Source organism: Segatella copri (assembly GCF_019127135.1).
Lineage (GTDB): Bacteria > Bacteroidota > Bacteroidia > Bacteroidales > Bacteroidaceae > Prevotella.
Genome location: NZ_JAHOEA010000005.1, coordinates 1 through 18,084 on the forward strand (window position 1 = coordinate 1; position 18,084 = coordinate 18,084).

Here is an 18,084-nt window from a genome sequence, read left to right on the forward strand (position 1 = left end):
AAAAGCCCCGACTGTAATCACTACAGCCGAGGCCTAACCTTATTTATATTATAATCACAACGATTGATTCTATTTAAGCGTACTTGAGATTTTTCATACATTACATAAAAAAATCGAAAGCAGAGCAACTTAAGCCAAGATACCATCAAAAGTTATCTTGATTTGTTGCAAGATGCATTTCTGATAGAGAAATCTGTAAGATATGACATCAAAGGCAAAAAGTATATTAGCACACCCTCCAAATATTATTTCTCAGACTTAGGACTGCGAAATGCACGGCTCAATTTTCGACAAACAGAATTTACGCACCTATTGGAGAACGCCATCTACAATGAGTTAAGACTCAGAGGTCTATCTGTAGATGTTGGTCAAGTTCCAATCAGCAAGACAGATGCAGATGGCAAACGCAAGCAATCTATGCTCGAAGTAGATTTCGTATGCAACCAAGGATTCAAGAGGTACTATATTCAAGTTGCATATGCTTTGCCCACCCAAGACAAAATAGACCAAGAAATGAACTCTCTTCTGAAAATTAAAGATGGATTTACTAAATATGTCATTGTTGGAACTCCAACACCAACATATCAAAATGACGACGGAATCATTATTATGAACGTCTATGATTTCTTGATGAATTCAAATAGTCTCAATATATTATAATTGCTGTGACAGAGCAAAGAAAAAGCCCCGACTGTAGAACGACAGCCGAGGCTTTACCTTATAGTTGTTCACCAAGTCTGGATAATAATACTCATCATCTATTACTATTCGCTTTTGACGAGACTCAAAACAGAAGCCTTTACCTAGCTCCAAGATAAATTCTTGCAAATGAGTAATCAAAGCATCCTCTATATCCTGTTCTGTAACGACCTCTTGAGCCCTCAATCCCAAGAATTCAAACGTAAAAGGCTCTCGAATCTGCAATTCATTAGAATCATGCCCTTTCATACCAGGAAGAGACAACATCTTTTCGGGATTAGTACTAATACCAGCTCGAACATAGAGATTGGTACTTATCTGTCGACGCAACTCACGAACAGACCAAGTACACTTGATGCACTCCTGTTCGTAGAAGTAACGAGCAAGGGGATCGTCTATCGCCATAATCTCACGTATATGACTATAGGATAGCCTTGAAATCAAAATAGCTCCCGGGGTCATAAAATTATGAGACGCTGTCGCACTTTTTCTAGCTATAAACTTGATTCCCTCAGATTTATGCGACGCTGTCGCACAAATTCCTTTATCCTTAATAAAATTCATAGGAGCTAGATTATCTGCCATCTGAGGATAAAGATTATAAAACTTTCGTGCCCATTGGAACAAAGTCACATTTAGACCTTTACGTTCCACCTTTTCCTCCAACTTCTTAAGAAGACGCGAACCATACTCAGCACGGTCTTTACCATGCTGTTCAAACTCCACGATATAATAGCCAATGAGCCAATTGCGCATCGTTTGCATACGATTGATAGCTTTGACGGCACAAGTTTGTGCTGCATCATGAGTACTTTGAATCACATGCGTCAACTCCACGAAAGAGTGTTCTCCATGCTTCCAATCATCAACAGGAAGTTCCATCCCATCATGATTATAAATAATAGAATCTTTTGCCATAGCAGCCAACATTTAAACCATTCCGCAAATGTACGACAAATAATTGAATATACCAAACATTTCGGATAAAATTTCAGCATAGGGCAAAAAGAAAAGCCCCGACTGTAATCACTACAGCCGAGGCCTAACCTTATTTATATTATAATCACAACGATTATTTCACATACCTATTTTGCCTTTTTCTTGAAGACATAGTACCATCCGGTACTACCATCAGATTGACAAGCTGCTAAAACAAGCTCGTCATTAGATGCTACCAAGACATAATACTTTTGGAAAGCAGCATCACCTTCATTCACATTTACACCCATAGGAATAACAAACTTATCATTTGTTACTGTTGGGAATGAGATAGTACCCTTATCCCAAGAAGCATCCTTGTGCTCAAGCACATTCACCTTGATAGGAAGTGTTGTACCATCACCATTAGTTGCTGTCTTGGAATTGGTATCAATGGTAAAGTAAGCATGAGTACCGCTACGCTTTACACCGCCAGCTTTGCTACTGCCTTGACCCTCGATGTCTGTGTATGATACAGTCCACCACTGAGGACCGGTACCGCTTCCGAATTGACCATTGCCCCAAACACCAGAAGCCTTTTCGTTCCACTCCCATGTGGTTGTACCATCACCATCTTTACCACCTGCGAGATACTCAAGAAGCTCTGGCTTGGTAGTCAAAGACTCAACATCGAAAGAACCAGCATTGTAAGTCTCCTGAGTGCCATCTGCCTTGGTATAAGTCAAGGTTATATCATATTTACCTTCCTCAACAACCATCAGCTGATCGCCATTCAGAGTAGCCGTACCAGCAGCCTCATCAGTGCCTTCCTTGGTAATAGCCCAATCAGAAAGCACGCCGTTACCATTCTCAACTTTGAAGACATTACCCTTCTTGCCTTCCTTGATTTCCTGAATCACCTTTACCTTGCCTGCATCAAAAGCAGTACCGAACTGTACAGACTGACCAGCGAACTCGCCTACAGTAGAAGTATAATTACCCTCAGAACCAGTTACGCAGAGACGCTTCTGAAGTTCTGCAGAGAGATAAGTAATCTCATCCACGTTCACCGTGAAGTCCTTGGTAAAGTCAACAGCCACGTTCTTGCAGTGCATAGTAACGGTATTGGCACCTACCTTGGTAACATAGATGGTATCGTATGCCTTGGAAGAAGTTACCGTACCTTCAGCCAACTGGTCAGCAGTCCACTGGCTTGTGATAGGAGAATGATTCTCAATGATGATACGGTTGCTATTCTTACCATTCACCTGAACAGGTGTTACCTTCGCCTCTACGCTCTCAGCTGTTACATTCTCAGAGAATCCTGTGCTGCCTGAATCGGTAGAAGGATCACAAGAAGTATAAAGCAATGTCAGCATAGACAATGCAAAAAATATCTTTTTCATATACTTATTCATTTAAAAGATTAAAGAATTGATTACTTCCAGCCCTGATATTCAGAATCAGCACCAGTCCAACCTTCATTCTGCTTTACGGTACCCAAAGCTACCTGAGTCTCAGGCATCTTCTGGAAACCGGCTGTAGCATTGTAACGGGCAGTATAACCTCCATTGTGTGGAGTATTCTTATCAGGCTGTCCGCAATAATAAACAGCAACACCATTCTGCTTCTCAAGAGCAGCTGCGGCAATATGCCAACGACGGAGGTCGTTCCAGCGGGTACCCTCGCAAGCCAACTCCCAACGGCGCTCGTTTCTCAAAGCTTCCTCAGAATAAGCTGCAATAGGGTTCAAACCTGCACGCTTACGCACCTCATTGATACCAGCCACATCCTTCTTCAACTCACTCTGCATCAACAATACGTCAGCGAAACGGATGAGTACCAGATCGTGGATGTTATTCAACTGCATATTCTCCTTTCCAGCTACATCCCAGTTGCCAGGATACATCACATTCTCGAATGTACAAGAATAGCCATCCTTCAACTGATCATTCTTACAAGAGATAGGAGCCCACTTCTTGGCATAGTAATCAGTTTCCTGAACGAAGTCTGCCCAACCACCTTTCTTATATGTCTCAACCTTAGACCAGTCCTGGACAGAAGCATCACGACGTGCATCATTAGGCTCGGCAGCAGCCCAATCCTTTACCAGGTTTGGAGCTACAGGACCAGCACCCCAACCCTGTCCGAATGGGAAGGTGTTGCCATAATTCTGACCACCACGAACACCAAAGTGAAGAGCGTAACCATTGGCATAACCGATAGTTGTATCCCAGGAAGCGAACTTATTGAACTTGATAGAGAACAAAGTCTCAGGATTCTGAGAAGCATCATCCTCAACCCACTTGAAGCCCTGACCCTTGGTATAATCATAATCTTCTACAGTGCATCTGTTGGTATAAGCCCAGAGATTCTGATACTTATCCACCAACTTGCGACCAGAGTTAGCCACACAGTCATCGATGGCTGTAATGACATTCTCCTTAGACAGAGTAGTTCCATCAGGAAGCTCAACAGAAGTCAGAGGATTGTAAGTAGTGCTGGTCAGATCAGCCAATGTAGAACCATTGCCAAAGAAGCCTGAGTAGAACAACCAGGCACGACCCAGCAGAGCTTCAGCAGCATACTTATCCACGTGGCCATCAGTGCTCTTAGTAGCAGGCAAGAGATCGACAGCATCACGAAGATCCATCAGAATCTGCTTCCAAGGGTCTTCAATATTACCTTGGGTGATAGCCTCAGAACCTGGCTTCAAACGCATAGGTACATTTCCGTACATAGAAGCCAACTCATAATAGTAGAAGGCACGCAGGAATTTAGTCTGACCCATCAATGACTTCTTGGTATCCTCATCCATAGAGGTGTTAGGAAGAGCCTCAATCAGGGTGTTGGCACGGTTGATACCCTTGTAACGAGCCTCATAGAACACATTGGTCATATCGGCATTGTAGTTACAGAGCAGATCATCTGCCTGCATCAACTTATCATTGACACCACCACCACCGAGCATATCATCACTAGCCAACTGGGCATAGTAAAGGAAGCTCATCTGAGGGTCTGCACAAACCTGGTTCAAATTCTGGTAAACACCAGCCAATACAGCCTCACCATCCTCCTTGGAAACAGGGAAGGTACTGGAAGATAACTCGCCAACATTCTGCACATCATTGATGTCGCAGGATGCCAAGCTAAGTACCGCCATGGCTGAAGCCAAAAATATATTTAACTTTTTCATTGTGAATTCAATTTTAGATTAGAACTTTACATTTACACCAACCATATAGGTACGAGGCTGAGGGTAGTTACCTACATCAACACCTGTTACCCATGAGTCTGAGCCGATAGCAGTACCATTCTCTGGATCCATACCCTTATAACCGGTAATGGTAAAGAGGTTCTGGGCAGCGAAATAGAGACGGAGCTGCTGGAATGGGCTGTTCTTCCAAATCTTGGTGAAATCGTAACCCACGGTCAGATTCTGAAGGCGGAAGTAGCTGGCATCCTCAATGTAAATATCAGAAATGGTCTGCCAGTTTGGACCTGCATTCATGTGGGCGAGCAAAGGATACTTGTTGGAAGTTCCCTCACCATGCCAGTAGTCATACACCTCTGTAGTGAAGTTCTCGTACTCACCATCGGTGAACTTGCGGAATGAACGAGCCACCTGCTGACCGAATGCTCCAAAGCCTGTTACAGAAAGGTCGAAGCCCTTGTAAGATGCACCGAGAGTAATACCCATGGTTACATCTGGATGTGGGTCACCAAGCTCTGTCTTATCATCATCATTGATAACGCCATCGCCAGTTACATCCACAAACTTCAAGTCGCCTGGCTTGATACCGGTACCCTGCTTAGAGTTAGCGGCATTACCCTTACAGTTCTTATCAAGATAAGCCTGAACATCTGCATCATTCTGCATCACACCTTCTGTCTTGTAGCCCCAGAAGTAACCGATAGGATGACCTTCCTCGAAACGAGCCATATAACCGGTATTCTGAGCCAAGAGGTCCTTACCACCATTGTTGTACTTCTGGTTAGACTTCACCTCTGTTACCTCATTGTGATTGTAAGCCATGTTCCAACCTACGTTGTACTGGAAGTCCTTGCCAATCTTATCGTTCCAAGAGAGAGAAAGCTCAATACCCTTGTTCTCAACAGTACCAGCATTCTTCATCTGGGTAGAGAAACCAGTTGTTGGATCTACAGGAACTGCAACCAGCAAGTCCTTGGTCTTCTTGTTATACCAATCCAAGGTGAAGCCCAGGCGTCCACTCAGGAAACGGGCATCCAAACCGATGTTCAACTGCTCTGAAGTCTCCCAAGTCAAATCCTCGTTAGACAGACGGGAAGGAGCTGCACCGGCAACATACTGATCAGGATTACCATTGAAGGTATAAAAGCTACTGGTATCGAATGCAAAAGCACTCTGCCACTGGAAGTTGTTAATGGTCTGTGCATTACCATTCTGACCCCAACCTGCACGAAGCTTCAAGAAATCAAGCCAGGAAGCTGTTTTAGCCATGAACTTCTCGTTAGAGATAACCCAACCTGCGGATACTGATGGGAAATAGCCCCAACGCTTACTACCTGGAGCAAACTTAGAATTACCATCGGCACGCATGATGGCTGAAAGCATATACTTCTCATTGAAGTTGTAGTTGACACGACCGAAGTAAGACATACTGCGAGAATCATCACAAGGAGTACCAGTAACGGCAGCAACATTATTATTCTTCATATAGGTCATGTAAGCATGAGTCATATCGCCAAACACCGAATTAGAAGATGTAGCATTCAAGGAGAAACCGAAGTCAGGACGGCTCTCACCATACTCTGTACCTACCAGGATGTCGAAGTTGTGCTTCTTCTGCAAGTCAAACTTATAACTCAAGGTATTTGTTGTACTCCATCCCCAACTTGTTCCAATCTGGTTTGTTGCCTTATCCTCTGTTCGGAAATAATCCGCATTGGTTCTGTTGGCATCGAATATAGGGAGGAATGTACGCCATGTCCAAGTATTCTGATTGTAATTCAACTGTCCACGGTAAACCAGATTCTTGATTGGCTGGATCTCCAAATAACCTGTAGCATGCAGATTCTGGTTGATACTCTTATTGTGACCAGACTGCTGGTTCAACATCTTATAGACTGGGTTTACTGAATATGAGTTGTAATTATCAATCCAGTTCTTCAAGTCCTCAGCCTTGGTATAGCTTCCATCTGCATTATACATAGGGATAGTAGGATTGGAACGAAGCATATTGGAAAGCTCATTGCTATACTGGTTACCAATCTGGATACCCTGGTTCTGCTTGTGCTGATAGTAGATATTCTCACCAATCTTCACTACATCCATACCCTTGTCATTGCGATAGATGACATGCTCTGAATTGATGCGGAAGGTGAAACGGCGGTAGTCAGACTTAACAACATTGCCAAACACACCATCCTGATACTGATAACCGGCACCCATAGAGAAGGTAGAACGGTCGGAACCACCAGTAACGTTCAGAGAATGACTCGTTGTAACGGCATTCTTGTTGCGGATTGCCTCTACCCAGTTGGTTCCTTCGTTAGAACCATCCATATAAGAGTTGTAGAGGTCTTCGCCCATAATGCTCTTCCAATCGTAGCCACTTTCACCACTATTGAAACGCACCTGATCCATTACCTCCATATACTGCTTGGCATTCAGCATCTTTGGCATGCGATATACGTTAGCCCAACCTACGTTGGCATCGTAAGATACCTGGATCTTACCCTGTTTACCCTGCTTGGTTGTTACCAAGATAACACCATTGGCAGCGGCAGAACCATAGATGGCACAAGATGCGGCATCCTTCAATACGTCGATACGCTCGATGTCGGCAGGGTTCAAGTTGTTGATATCACCTGCTACACCATCAATAATATAAAGAGGAGCTGTGTTGCCGTTGGTACCGGCACCACGGATAGAAATCTTAAAGCCATCACCAGGCTGACCGGAAGCCGCCTGAATGTTAACACCAGGAGTCTGGCTCTGCAAAGCACCAAGCACCTGTGTGGTATTCATCTTCTGAATATCATCACCCTTTACCTCGATGGTAGCACCGGTAACGAGCTTCTTCTTCTGAACACCATAACCTACGACAACAACTTCATCGAGAGTCTTGTCGTCTGTCTTCATTGTGATTTTAAGACTAGACTGGTTACCTACAGCAATTTCCTGTTTCTGGTAACCGATATAGGTAATTACAATAGTAGCGCCCGGCTTTACGTTCAAGGTAAAGTTACCATCAAGATCTGTAACGGTACCATTACCAGGGTTGCCCTTTTCTACTACACTTGCACCGATAATAGGACCTTCTGCATCGCTCACATTACCGGTTACTTTCTTTGCCTGCTGTACAGCATTTACGCTCTGACTAGGAGATGCCGCCCATGCTTCAGTTGTATAACTCAAGCCTAACGATGCTAACGCTCCCACAAGCAGCATTGATTTTTTTAAGTTCAAATTCATACTTTAGTACTTTCTAGGTTGAATAGAATTAAACGTTTGTTGACTCTGACTATCAAAAATAGTCATTCTTTTAGTTCCCGACATATCTATCAGATACGAAGGAAACAAACAGGTTAAGTTGAATTCAATTTCATAATGGTTATTGTTTATGTTGTTTATTATTGTTTCATTTCATCACCAATCTGAAGTCATTTTTTATGGAAGTATAAGTGGCAAACAGATTTTCGATTGCAAAGTTACATTTCTTTTACGAAAAAAGCTGATACTATTTTGCTGATTTTAAGTATTATTTTGATTTTAGTTATTTTTTTTAATAAATCCCGACAAACACTAAAGATTTATTAAAATTCTGTGTTTTCCTTACACTTATTATATATGTATGTTTTGTTAACTCGGAGCAAAAAAGTATTACCTTGCCGCTATTGAGCAGCAAGGTAATTACGTACTGGATTGGCATACATCTCGAGAATTCTCTCTCTCAAGTAAGCTTCATCCTTATTTGGAAGGTCTATTTTCGCAAGTTGACCAGCCATATATTTTTCAAACTTTGCCTTATCTTCGGCAGTATATTCTGCCTGATGAGCAGTTGAGTTTTCAAGCAAATCAAGAGCCACATAGTTGCCAGGATAGAGACGATAGTTCTTGAATATCTGCTCATCCATGTAGGCGGCTACCTTATTATATATATCCTGCTTAGGCATATCAGGATCCAGACTGTCCAGATAATCATCAAGACATGGGGCTGCATGATAATGAACATGCCCCTTATAACCGAAGATACCGGTCTGCATGCTTACCAGATCATCCATTGGGCCCTTCTTCCAATCGGCATTATCGCGCTTCTGCTGAAACTCCTTTGCCTTCAGGAAATCGCATGGATCATATTCGTAACTGATAGAGAGCGGTACGAGATGAAGCTGTTTCAGGCGGTCGATAATGCTACCCTCGCCTCCCATCGACATCATTTGGAGGATACTCTTTTGGGTGCGGTCATTACTGTCCTTGGCTCTACCCTCGCGCTGGGCTATCCAGATATTCTCGTTCTTCTCCTTGATGGCAAAATGCATATAGTCGGAAAGACGCTTGCTCGACATCAGCATCTGGCGCATGCTCAGGGCACGCTCTACGATAAACGCCTTGTTGACACGTACCAGGTCCTTGACCCAAGGAAGAGAAAGGAGATTATCACCGATGGCTATCTCGCAAGTGGTCTTAAACCCATTATCGATAAGAAAGACATCGAGAATGGCTGAATCGAGCACGATATCACGATGATTACTGACGAAAGTATAATTACGGGTATTATCGAGCGATGTGCAATCCATCTCGCAGCCTGTTGCTGCCTTCTTCAGAATGCCATGAACAAAATCGTAAGCAAAAGCCAGCTGGAAATCCAGATTGGTCTTACATGCCTTCAACTTCTGGGCAATCATCTCGAAAGGTACTTGTGGATAGAGATAGGCAAGCACTTGTTTAAACTGATCGTTTGAAAGCAAACGGTCGAATACCTCTGGGAGATCTTCAGGCTCCCAAGGACGGATGGTATCAAATTCTTGAGGGATATTCATAATATATACCTATTAATATATATGGCTCTGCGAAAAAATCGCAGAACCATATATGAGTTTGTTATTCTAGAACTGATTCTCTACGATTTCGCTGAGCACATCCTTGATATCAAGACCTGCTGCACGAACCTGCTGAGGAATGAAACTGGTAACGGTCATACCTGGAGTGGTATTGATCTCCAGCATGTTCACCTTGTCTTTACCATCCTTATCCTTAGAGATGATATAGTCGATACGGATGATACCGTTGGCATGAAGAATGTCGTAGATGCGTGATGTGGTCTTGGCAACCTCTTCTGCGGTCTCAGGAGAGAGACGGGCTGGAGTGATTTCCTGTACCTGACCATTATACTTGGCATCGTAATCGAAGAACTCGTTGGTGGTAACCACCTCTGTAGCTGGCAGTACAACAGTCTTCTCGGCTGTCTTGTAGATACCCTGTGAAATCTCTGTTCCATCAAGGAATCCCTCAATCATTACCTCATTGCTCTCCATGAAAGCCACACGGAGGGCTGGAGCCAGCTGGTCAGCATTCTTCACCTTGCTCACACCAAAGCTACTGCCGTCAGCAGCAGGCTTTACGAAACAAGGCATACCGATACGCTTGGCAATCTCTTCTTCATCATAAGCTTCACCGCGACGGAGCAAGATACTGTCTGCTACGTTTATACCGAAACCGCGCAGATAATTATTGAGCACATACTTATCAAAAGTCATTGCCTCTACCAGAACACCGCTTGTAGAGTATGGCAGATGGATGAGGTCGAAGTAGCCCTGCATCACACCATTCTCACCAGGCTGTCCGTGGATGGTGATATAAGCATAATCGAAATAGACATGCTTGCCGTTCATAACGAAAGAAAAATCGTTCTTGTCAATCTCGATAGTCTCACCATTATCCAAAGCAACATGCCAGTCGGTGCCCTTCACATCGACGAGATAAATATTGTAGCGCTCTTTATCAAAGAAAGAGTACAAACCCTGTCCTGAGCGCAATGATACGTCGTGCTCAGAAGAATCACCACCACATACGATGGCTATCGTTCTCTTGCTATTTTCCATAATTACTAAATATTTTTGAATGTATCTTGTGTGGTGCCAGCGATGAAGCCGCGCCACTTTTCTATTAATTGTCTAAAATCTTCCGGCCACTCACTGTCAAAATCCATCTGCTGCTTGGTTGTAGGATGCACGAAGCCAAGTGTCTTGGCATGGAGAGCCTGACGCGGACAGAGTTTGAAGCAGTTCTGGATAAATGCCTTGTAGCTGCTACTGCGCTGACCTCTCAGAATCTCTGTTCCGCCATACGTTTCGTCCATAAAGAGCGGATGACCGATATGCTTCATGTGGGCACGAATCTGATGGGTACGGCCCGTTTCCAGCACACACTGCACCAAGGTGGTATAACCGAAACGTTCCAACACCTTGTAATGAGTAACCGCCGTCTTGCCTATTCCGCTGTCCGGATCGAAGACCTTCATACGGAGGCGGTTCTTCGGATCACGGCCAATATTGCCTTCTATGCGACCTTCATCTTCTACCATGTTGCCCCAAACGAGCGCATTGTAACTGCGATGGGTAGTCTTGTTGAAGAACTGCTTACCCAGTGCGGTCTTTGCCGTAGGAGTTTTTGCCACAACGAGCAGTCCGCTGGTATCTTTATCGATGCGATGCACCAAGCCCACTTCCGGATCATTGGCATCAAACTCAGGCATATCCCTTAAATGCCAGGCTACTGCCTGAATCAAGGTTCCATGAAAGTTGCTCGCACCCGGATGCACCACCATACCTGCTTCCTTGTTGACCACCATCAGCTGGTCGTCTTCATAAACCACATTGATAGCGATTTCTTCAGGTTTGATACTCGTTTCATGACGAGGACGGTCGAGCATCAGAGTAACCAGATCATTAGGGCGCACCTTATAGTTGCTCTTTACCGGTTTACCATTGACATGGATGAATCCGGCATCAGCAGCCTGCTGAATACGGTTACGGCTCTGATAGGCCATCTTATCAGCCAGGTACTTATCGATGCGGACCGGATCCTGGTTGGCATCCACCTGCACCTTCCAGTGCTCATAGAGTTCGTCTCCTCCTTCACCAGAAGCAGCGTTTCCTTCCTCCATCTGGAGTTCATCATCCAGTTCGTCCATATCTCCTGCATCATCAAACCCGAAGTCATCCTCTACAGGAGCATATACCTTATTATATATATAATCTAAAAATATCATTCGTATTACTATTGAATTCTTCACTCTTCACTTTTCATTTCTCCTACTCCACCACTTCCTTCTGGTGGTGCTCATGCGAAGGAGCAGGCTCTGTGATTTCCGTTCCAGGAACCACCTCGAAGTTGTCTTCATGAGTTTCTCCGCTCATGTCACCTTCGCCTTCCATCACATCTTCTTCGCCGTGATAAACCGGATCTACCACATCGATGGAATCATCAACACTCCGTTTACCATTGCCAACCTGTATGACAAGCACATCATCGATAGAAACTTTATCACCAGCCACAACATGCTTACCCTTTACGAGGATACCATAAACCCAATCCTCTTCGCCAGGAATATATTCAGGTGTACCCAGTTTGAATCCCATAGCAGTAAGTTTAGCCATTGCCTCTCGCAACGAACTGTTGTCAATGACATCAGGAATGGTGATACGTGGAGAATGATCAGAATTGATGGTAACATAGATAACATGTCCCGACTTTACCACTTCTCCGAAAACCGGAGTCTGCTCCAGAATGACATCAGGCGGCAAAGAGCGGACATATCCCGTATCCGTTACAACAATTTCCAATCCCGCATCGTCGAGTATATGTGTAGCATCATCGATATTCTTATATCGAATATCCGGCACACGGATGGCCTCACCATGATGGGTATAGATATCGATGCCGTACTTGACACCGACACAGAGCAACACCAGTACCAGAATCATGGCACCGATATTCCCCCAAAGGTACTTACTCTTAAACTTATTTATAAACTCTGATGAAGTCATATATTATTTTTTGGTGCAAAGATACAAGTATTTGGGGGAAGAACAAAATAAAAAGGAAAGTTTTTGCACTCTTACCACCTATTTTATGATATAAAAACAAAACATCTTTGTTCCCAAAAGAGCAATCTCTGAAAAGAAAGGGGCGTTATAAACAACAAAAAGCAGCAAAGAATACATCCTTGCTGCTTTCAATGTCATCGTCAACAGACGAATCTTTCCTCGGAATTACTTTCCGTGGTGCTCGTCAGATACAGTTAACTTCTTACGGCCATGAGCACGGCGAGAAGCCAATACGCGACGACCATTCTTAGTTGCCATACGCTCACGGAAACCATGCTTGTTTACGCGACGACGATTGTGAGGCTGAAATGTTCTTTTCATTTTTCTTATTTATTTTTTAATTAATATTCTTCACAAAAGTGCAAAATACGCCCTTTTTGGGCTGCAAAATTACGCATATTTTCTGAAATAACCAAGAAAACTACCAAATTTAGCTTAAATATTTATGTTTTTTTCGATATTTCCTTTGATTTTTCATGTTTTTGCCGTAACTTTGCACTCGATTTTGAGATTATTGTAATAACATTCAAGATAAACAAGAAATGATTAATTCACAGGAAATTAAGATTGGTACTTGCATCCGCATGGATGGCAAAGTATGGGTTTGCATCGACTTTCAGCACAGAAAGCCAGGTAAAGGTAACACCGTAATGAACACAAAATTGAAGAATGTTGCCGACGGTCGTGTGTTGGAGCGTACATTTCAGGTAGGTTTCAAATTGGAGGATGTTCGCGTTGAGCGCCGTCCTTACCAGTACCTCTACGAGGACGCTACTGGTTGCATCTTCATGAACCAGGAGACTTTCGAGCAGGTGCCTATCGCTAAGGAGAACGTTACTGGTGGCCAGTACATGAAGGAGGGTGACGTTGTTGAGGTTGTTACTGATACAACTGATGGTACTATCCTCTTGGCTGAAATGCCAGTGAAGACTACTTTGAAGATTACTCACTCTGAGCCAGGTGTAAAGGGTAATACTGCTACCAACGCAACAAAGCCTGCTACATTGGAGACTGGTGCTGAGGTTCGTGTTCCTTTGTTCGTCAACGAAGGCGAGACTATCCAGATCGACACCCGTGACGGTAGCTACCTCGGTCGTGTAAGCGAGTAATACATCCTCCAACAGGAAGATTGTGCTCTTATTGAGTAAAACTAACCCTTAATAGTAAGAAGAATGAAATATTCCATCATAGTACCTGTATTTAATCGTCCTGACGAAGTGGACGAACTTTTAGAGAGTCTGACTCATCAATCAGAGAAAGACTTCGAAGTTGTCATCGTAGAGGATGGCTCACAGACTCCCTGCGAGGATGTGTGCAAACGATATGAGCACATGATGGATATACATTATTACTATAAGGAGAACTCTGGTCCGGGCCAGAGTCGCAACTATGGTGCCGAGCGCGCCAAGGGTGAGTATCTTCTGATACTCGATAGCGACGTGGTCTTGCCAGAAGGTTATCTGAAGGCTGTAAGTGATGAGTTGAGCCGTGAGCCAGCCGATGCTTTCGGCGGTCCCGACAAGGCGCACTCATCATTTACAGATACTCAGAAAGCCATTTCTTATTCCATGACTTCTTTCTTTACCACCGGTGGTATCCGTGGCGGAAAGAAGAAGATGGATAAGTTCTATCCCCGTTCATTCAACATGGGCATCCGCAGGGATGTTTATCTCAGGTTGAATGGCTTTTCCAATATGCGTTTTGGTGAGGACATAGATTTCTCTATCCGTATCTTCAAGACAGGCTGCCGTTGCCGTCTGTTCCCTGAAGCATGGGTATGGCATAAGCGCCGCACTGACTTCCGCAAGTTCTGGCGACAGGTCTACAACAGTGGCATCGCCCGCATCAATCTCTACAAGAAATATCCAGAGAGTCTCAAACTCGTGCATCTCCTTCCTATGGTCTTCACCGTGGGCGTAATAGGCACGCTGCTTCTGCTCTTCTTCGGCTTCCTGCCATACATGCTTGGCACCGTTCACGTATTCCCAACCTTGGGCAATGCGATGGCAGCATTGGGCAGCATCGGTCTCGCCGGCATCATTCTCTATACCATCGCACTGTTTATCGACAGCAGCAGAGAGAATCACAGCGTGAAGATAGGCTTGCTGAGCATTCGCGCTGCCTTCACACAGCTGATGGGTTACGGATGCGGATTCCTTTCTGCATGGTGGAAGAGATGCGTACTGGGACAGAGCGAATTCAGCGCATACAACAAGACTTTCTACAAATAAGACTTCCCCGCCAAAAGAGAAGCCAATAATAATCTACTAATCAGTTATTATTATGGCAGAGAAACTAACCATTGCCAATTGGGCAGAAGAAGACAAGCCTCGCGAGAAACTGGAGCGCTTGGGTGCCTCAGCATTATCCAATGCCGAGCTCTTAGGTATTCTGATTGGTTCGGGATCTACTGACGAAAGTGCTGTAGACCTGATGAAACGCATTCTGAAGGATTGCGACAACAACCTGAACCAGCTAGGAAAGAAGTCCATCAGAGAACTGACGCAATATAAAGGAATGGGGCCCGCCAAAGCCATCACCATTCTTGCAGCCTGCGAACTGGGCAAGCGCCGTGCTCTCGATAAGATTGGCACACGTCCCGACTTAGGCTCATCCCTTGCCATCTACAACTATATGCTTCCGAAGATGCAGGATTTGGATACAGAGGAAGCATGGCTCCTGATGATGAACCAGAACTTCAAGCTCATCAAAGCGAGCTGCATCTCAAAAGGCGGCATTACAGAAACGGCAACCGACATCCGGCTCATCATCAAAGAAGCGGTGCTCAACAACGCTACCATTATCGCCTTCTGCCACAATCATCCCAGCAACAATCCTCTGCCAAGCAAAGCCGATGATGTACTTACCCAGAAGATTGCCAAAGCCTGCGAAATCATGCGTCTCTTCTTTATGGACCATGTCATCATAACCGATGGTGCCTTTTATTCATATCACGATAAAGGTAAATTGTAGTCTATTTGGGGTATATTAGACCTTCTGCAAGAAAAAAACAGCTTTTCTTTTTGTTTTGTCTGCAATAATTATTATCTTTGTAGGCAAAAACAAAGATTATTATGACACAAGAAGAAAAGACAAAGATAGAAGAAAAGATCGTAGATGTGCTTAAGACCGTTTACGACCCAGAGATTCCTGTCAACATCTGGGACCTCGGTATGATTTATAAAATAGATGTGAAGGACGATGCCACCGTAGATCTCGACATGACCTTCACAGCCCCTTCATGCCCTGCTGCCGACTTCATCCTGGAGGATGTAAGAAGCAAGGTAGACAGCGTGGAAGGCGTAAAATCTGCCAATGTGAACCTTGTATTCGAACCGGCTTGGGATCAGAGTATGATGAGCGAGGAAGCTCGCGTAGAACTCGGTTTTGAATAAAGACAAAGCCGTTGAATTCTTCACTCTTCATTCTTTACTCTTCATTTAAAAAGAATCGCTTATGAAAAATGTATATTTCCTCTCAGATGCGCACCTTGGCTCATTAGCCATTCCGCATGCCCGCATGCAAGAACGCCGCCTGGTCCGTTTCCTGGACAGTATCAAGACGAAGGCTGCGGCAATTTATCTCCTGGGTGACATGTTTGACTTCTGGAACGAATATAAATATGTCGTACCAAAAGGCTATACACGCTTCTTAGGTAAGCTCTCGGAGTTGACCGATATGGGAGTGGAAGTACATTTCTTTACGGGTAACCACGATCTCTGGACCTATGGCTACCTGGAGGAAGAGTGTGGCGTTACCGTACATTACAAGCCTCAGACCATAGAGATATACGATAAAGTATTCTATCTGGCACATGGAGACGGACTGGGGGACCCAGACAAGAAATTCAAGTTTCTGAAAAGAATGTTCCAGAACCAGACCTGCCAACGCCTCCTTAATGCGATTCATCCTCGCTGGGGAATGGCATTGGGCTTGAACTGGGCTAAGCATAGCCGACTGAAACGTGCTGACGGAAAGGAAGAGCCTTATATGGGCGAAAAGAAGGAGTTCCTGGTGCGCTTTGCCAAACAGTATATGCAAGGTCACAAGGATATAGATTACTTCATGTTCGGCCATCGCCACATCGAACTGGATTTGATGTTGAGCAAAAAGACCCGACTGATGATTCTGGGCGACTGGATATGGCAGTTCACCTATGCCGTGTTTGATGGCGAGCACATGTTTATGGAAGAATATGTGGAAGGCGAAAGCCAACCATAACAATAAAGGGCAGCTTTATGAGCTGCCCTTTATTGTTATCGCTGTATGCGACCTCCTGAAGAAGTCATGTTATTGATGATTTCTTCTTCTGTAACCAGATTCTGATCACCCGGAACCGTATTCTTTATCGCGCTTGCTGACAGTGAGAAATCCAGGCAATACTGGTTCTTGTCGCCCCACTTCTGATGGGCATGAATATAGGCAGCAATAAAGGCATCACCTACCCCCATCGGGTCAACAATCGGCTCAATATCATAGATTCTTGTAGTATAGAGCTGATCTTCTACAGCATCATAGAGCAAGCCGCTCAAGGTATGATGACTGCTGGCAATCTGATTTCTTACCGCCATCAACATCTTCTTACACTTAGGGAAGAGCTGATGCATCTTGCGGAAATACTCCAGATAAGCCTCCTTGTCAATCTCATAATCTGCATCCAAAGCCTCGAAAGGAATATGAGGCACACCGCTGGCTATCTCCCACTCATTCTGGTCACCAAAGATGATGTCGCTATACTGCATCATCTGGAACAGCACGTCATGAGGCTCCAGTCCATATCCCCAGAGATTCTTACGGTAATTGATGTCGCAGGCTATGGTCAAGCCATCAGAAACAGCAAGTTTGATGGCATCCATAGTTGACTCCATCGCATCGCGGCTGATAGCACAGGTAATGCCGGAGCAATGGAATACAGCAGCATCAGCCAGCACCTTTTCCCATTTCACCATTCCGCGCTTCAGCGTATAGAAAGAAGAATTCTTGCGGTCGTAAACCACACGGGAATTGCGCATAGCTACAGCTTCCTCGAAATAATAAGTTCCGAGACGTTCACCGCCACGCACAACATGAGAAACATTCAGACCGTACTCTCTGAGATGCATCAACGCCGCCTCACCCATCTCACCGTATGGCACACGGGTTACATACTCTACATTATCGCCTAAATAAGCCAAAGAGATGGCTGCATTAGCCTCACTGCCACCATAATTGCCAAACATATGATGTCCCTGAAATAAACGTTGATAACCAGGCTTAGAAATCCTAAGCAATATTTCTCCGAAAGTTACAATCTTTGTTTTCATAATTCTAAAAATTTAAAAAGGTGAAGACCATTCACTTATGTTTCTAGTCTTCACCTTATTATATATA

At 44.3% G+C, this 18,084-nt stretch carries 16 protein-coding genes; 6 read left to right on the forward strand and 10 right to left on the reverse strand.

Annotation, left to right across the window (positions count from 1 at the left end; genetic code table 11):
• The first annotated feature begins 162 nt into the window (after positions 1–162).
• The gene (locus tag KSW37_RS02225; protein ID WP_437183105.1) at positions 163–660 is read left to right on the forward strand and encodes a DUF4143 domain-containing protein; all 498 of its coding nucleotides are present in this window, start codon (positions 163–165) and stop codon (positions 658–660) included.
• Here KSW37_RS02225 and KSW37_RS02230 read toward each other — a convergent pair.
• From KSW37_RS02230 to rpmH, 9 genes are all read right to left on the reverse strand, one after another.
• Positions 655–1,617, reverse strand: a complete 963-nt coding sequence (locus KSW37_RS02230) for a PDDEXK nuclease domain-containing protein (protein ID WP_217313160.1) — start codon at positions 1,615–1,617, stop codon at positions 655–657. The genes KSW37_RS02225 and KSW37_RS02230 overlap by 6 nt on opposite strands.
• Before the next feature lie 167 nt (positions 1,618–1,784).
• On the reverse strand, positions 1,785–3,023 hold the full coding sequence (locus KSW37_RS02235; protein WP_217313161.1) for a hypothetical protein: 1,239 nt from the start codon (positions 3,021–3,023) through the stop codon (positions 1,785–1,787).
• Between the two features lie 32 nt (positions 3,024–3,055).
• Positions 3,056–4,813 carry a RagB/SusD family nutrient uptake outer membrane protein gene (locus KSW37_RS02240; RefSeq protein WP_217313162.1) on the reverse strand — a complete coding sequence of 586 codons (1,758 nt, stop codon included), beginning with the start codon at positions 4,811–4,813 and terminating at the stop codon, positions 3,056–3,058.
• An 18-nt stretch (positions 4,814–4,831) separates the two neighbouring features.
• A complete protein-coding gene (locus KSW37_RS02245; RefSeq protein WP_217313163.1) occupies positions 4,832–8,077 on the reverse strand; it encodes a SusC/RagA family TonB-linked outer membrane protein in 3,246 nt (1,081 codons plus the stop codon).
• 419 nt (positions 8,078–8,496) lie between these two features.
• Positions 8,497–9,645: a 1-acyl-sn-glycerol-3-phosphate acyltransferase gene (locus KSW37_RS02250; protein WP_153118998.1), complete on the reverse strand. Its 1,149-nt coding sequence runs from the start codon at positions 9,643–9,645 to the stop codon at positions 8,497–8,499.
• Positions 9,646–9,711: 66 nt separating this feature from the next.
• The gene (locus KSW37_RS02255) at positions 9,712–10,707 is read right to left on the reverse strand and encodes a D-alanine--D-alanine ligase (protein WP_006847565.1); all 996 of its coding nucleotides are present in this window, start codon (positions 10,705–10,707) and stop codon (positions 9,712–9,714) included.
• 5 nt (positions 10,708–10,712) lie between these two features.
• Complete coding sequence (locus KSW37_RS02260) at positions 10,713–11,771, reverse strand: RluA family pseudouridine synthase (protein WP_217313215.1); 1,059 nt, start codon at positions 11,769–11,771, stop codon at positions 10,713–10,715.
• A 148-nt stretch (positions 11,772–11,919) separates the two neighbouring features.
• Entirely contained in the window at positions 11,920–12,654 is a 735-nt protein-coding gene (locus KSW37_RS02265) for a PASTA domain-containing protein (protein WP_217313164.1), read from the reverse strand.
• Positions 12,655–12,879: 225 nt separating this feature from the next.
• Positions 12,880–13,035, reverse strand: coding sequence for a 50S ribosomal protein L34 (gene rpmH, locus KSW37_RS02270; protein ID WP_004351099.1), 156 nt, complete (start codon positions 13,033–13,035; stop codon positions 12,880–12,882).
• Between the two features lie 221 nt (positions 13,036–13,256).
• On the opposite strand from rpmH, the gene efp reads away from it, so the two are divergent.
• From efp to KSW37_RS02295, 5 genes are all read left to right on the forward strand, one after another.
• Positions 13,257–13,823 (forward strand): elongation factor P, encoded by a 567-nt coding sequence (gene efp / locus KSW37_RS02275; protein ID WP_022121096.1) that lies wholly within the window; start codon positions 13,257–13,259, stop codon positions 13,821–13,823.
• 63 nt (positions 13,824–13,886) lie between these two features.
• Positions 13,887–14,945 (forward strand): glycosyltransferase, encoded by a 1,059-nt coding sequence (locus KSW37_RS02280; RefSeq protein ID WP_217313165.1) that lies wholly within the window; start codon positions 13,887–13,889, stop codon positions 14,943–14,945.
• Between the two features lie 52 nt (positions 14,946–14,997).
• On the forward strand, positions 14,998–15,687 hold the full coding sequence (gene radC / locus KSW37_RS02285; protein ID WP_153118999.1) for a RadC family protein: 690 nt from the start codon (positions 14,998–15,000) through the stop codon (positions 15,685–15,687).
• Between the two features lie 101 nt (positions 15,688–15,788).
• Positions 15,789–16,109 carry a metal-sulfur cluster assembly factor gene (locus tag KSW37_RS02290; protein ID WP_006847572.1) on the forward strand — a complete coding sequence of 107 codons (321 nt, stop codon included), beginning with the start codon at positions 15,789–15,791 and terminating at the stop codon, positions 16,107–16,109.
• Positions 16,110–16,170: 61 nt separating this feature from the next.
• Positions 16,171–16,935 (forward strand): UDP-2,3-diacylglucosamine diphosphatase, encoded by a 765-nt coding sequence (locus KSW37_RS02295; protein ID WP_217313166.1) that lies wholly within the window; start codon positions 16,171–16,173, stop codon positions 16,933–16,935.
• Between the two features lie 35 nt (positions 16,936–16,970).
• Here the strand turns inward: KSW37_RS02295 and KSW37_RS02300 are convergent, their stop codons facing one another.
• Positions 16,971–18,017, reverse strand: coding sequence for a sugar kinase (locus tag KSW37_RS02300; RefSeq protein WP_217313167.1), 1,047 nt, complete (start codon positions 18,015–18,017; stop codon positions 16,971–16,973).
• Positions 18,018–18,084: the final 67 nt, after the last annotated feature.

Bases quoted from the DNA above. Each gene is read 5' to 3' on its own strand.
- KSW37_RS02230 (WP_217313160.1), bottom strand. From the start codon at position 1,617: ATGGCAAAAGATTCTATTATTTATAATCATGATGGGATGGAACTTCCT.
- KSW37_RS02235 (WP_217313161.1), bottom strand. From the start codon at position 3,023: ATGAAAAAGATATTTTTTGCATTGTCTATGCTGACATTGCTTTATACT.
- KSW37_RS02240 (WP_217313162.1), bottom strand. From the start codon at position 4,813: ATGAAAAAGTTAAATATATTTTTGGCTTCAGCCATGGCGGTACTTAGC.
- KSW37_RS02245 (WP_217313163.1), bottom strand. From the start codon at position 8,077: ATGAATTTGAACTTAAAAAAATCAATGCTGCTTGTGGGAGCGTTAGCA.
- KSW37_RS02250 (WP_153118998.1), bottom strand. From the start codon at position 9,645: ATGAATATCCCTCAAGAATTTGATACCATCCGTCCTTGGGAGCCTGAA.
- KSW37_RS02255 (WP_006847565.1), bottom strand. From the start codon at position 10,707: ATGGAAAATAGCAAGAGAACGATAGCCATCGTATGTGGTGGTGATTCT.
- KSW37_RS02260 (WP_217313215.1), bottom strand. From the start codon at position 11,771: ATGGAGGAAGGAAACGCTGCTTCTGGTGAAGGAGGAGACGAACTCTAT.
- KSW37_RS02265 (WP_217313164.1), bottom strand. From the start codon at position 12,654: ATGACTTCATCAGAGTTTATAAATAAGTTTAAGAGTAAGTACCTTTGG.
- rpmH (WP_004351099.1), bottom strand. From the start codon at position 13,035: ATGAAAAGAACATTTCAGCCTCACAATCGTCGTCGCGTAAACAAGCAT.
- efp (WP_022121096.1), top strand. From the start codon at position 13,257: ATGATTAATTCACAGGAAATTAAGATTGGTACTTGCATCCGCATGGAT.
- KSW37_RS02280 (WP_217313165.1), top strand. From the start codon at position 13,887: ATGAAATATTCCATCATAGTACCTGTATTTAATCGTCCTGACGAAGTG.
- radC (WP_153118999.1), top strand. From the start codon at position 14,998: ATGGCAGAGAAACTAACCATTGCCAATTGGGCAGAAGAAGACAAGCCT.
- KSW37_RS02290 (WP_006847572.1), top strand. From the start codon at position 15,789: ATGACACAAGAAGAAAAGACAAAGATAGAAGAAAAGATCGTAGATGTG.
- KSW37_RS02295 (WP_217313166.1), top strand. From the start codon at position 16,171: ATGAAAAATGTATATTTCCTCTCAGATGCGCACCTTGGCTCATTAGCC.
- KSW37_RS02300 (WP_217313167.1), bottom strand. From the start codon at position 18,017: ATGAAAACAAAGATTGTAACTTTCGGAGAAATATTGCTTAGGATTTCT.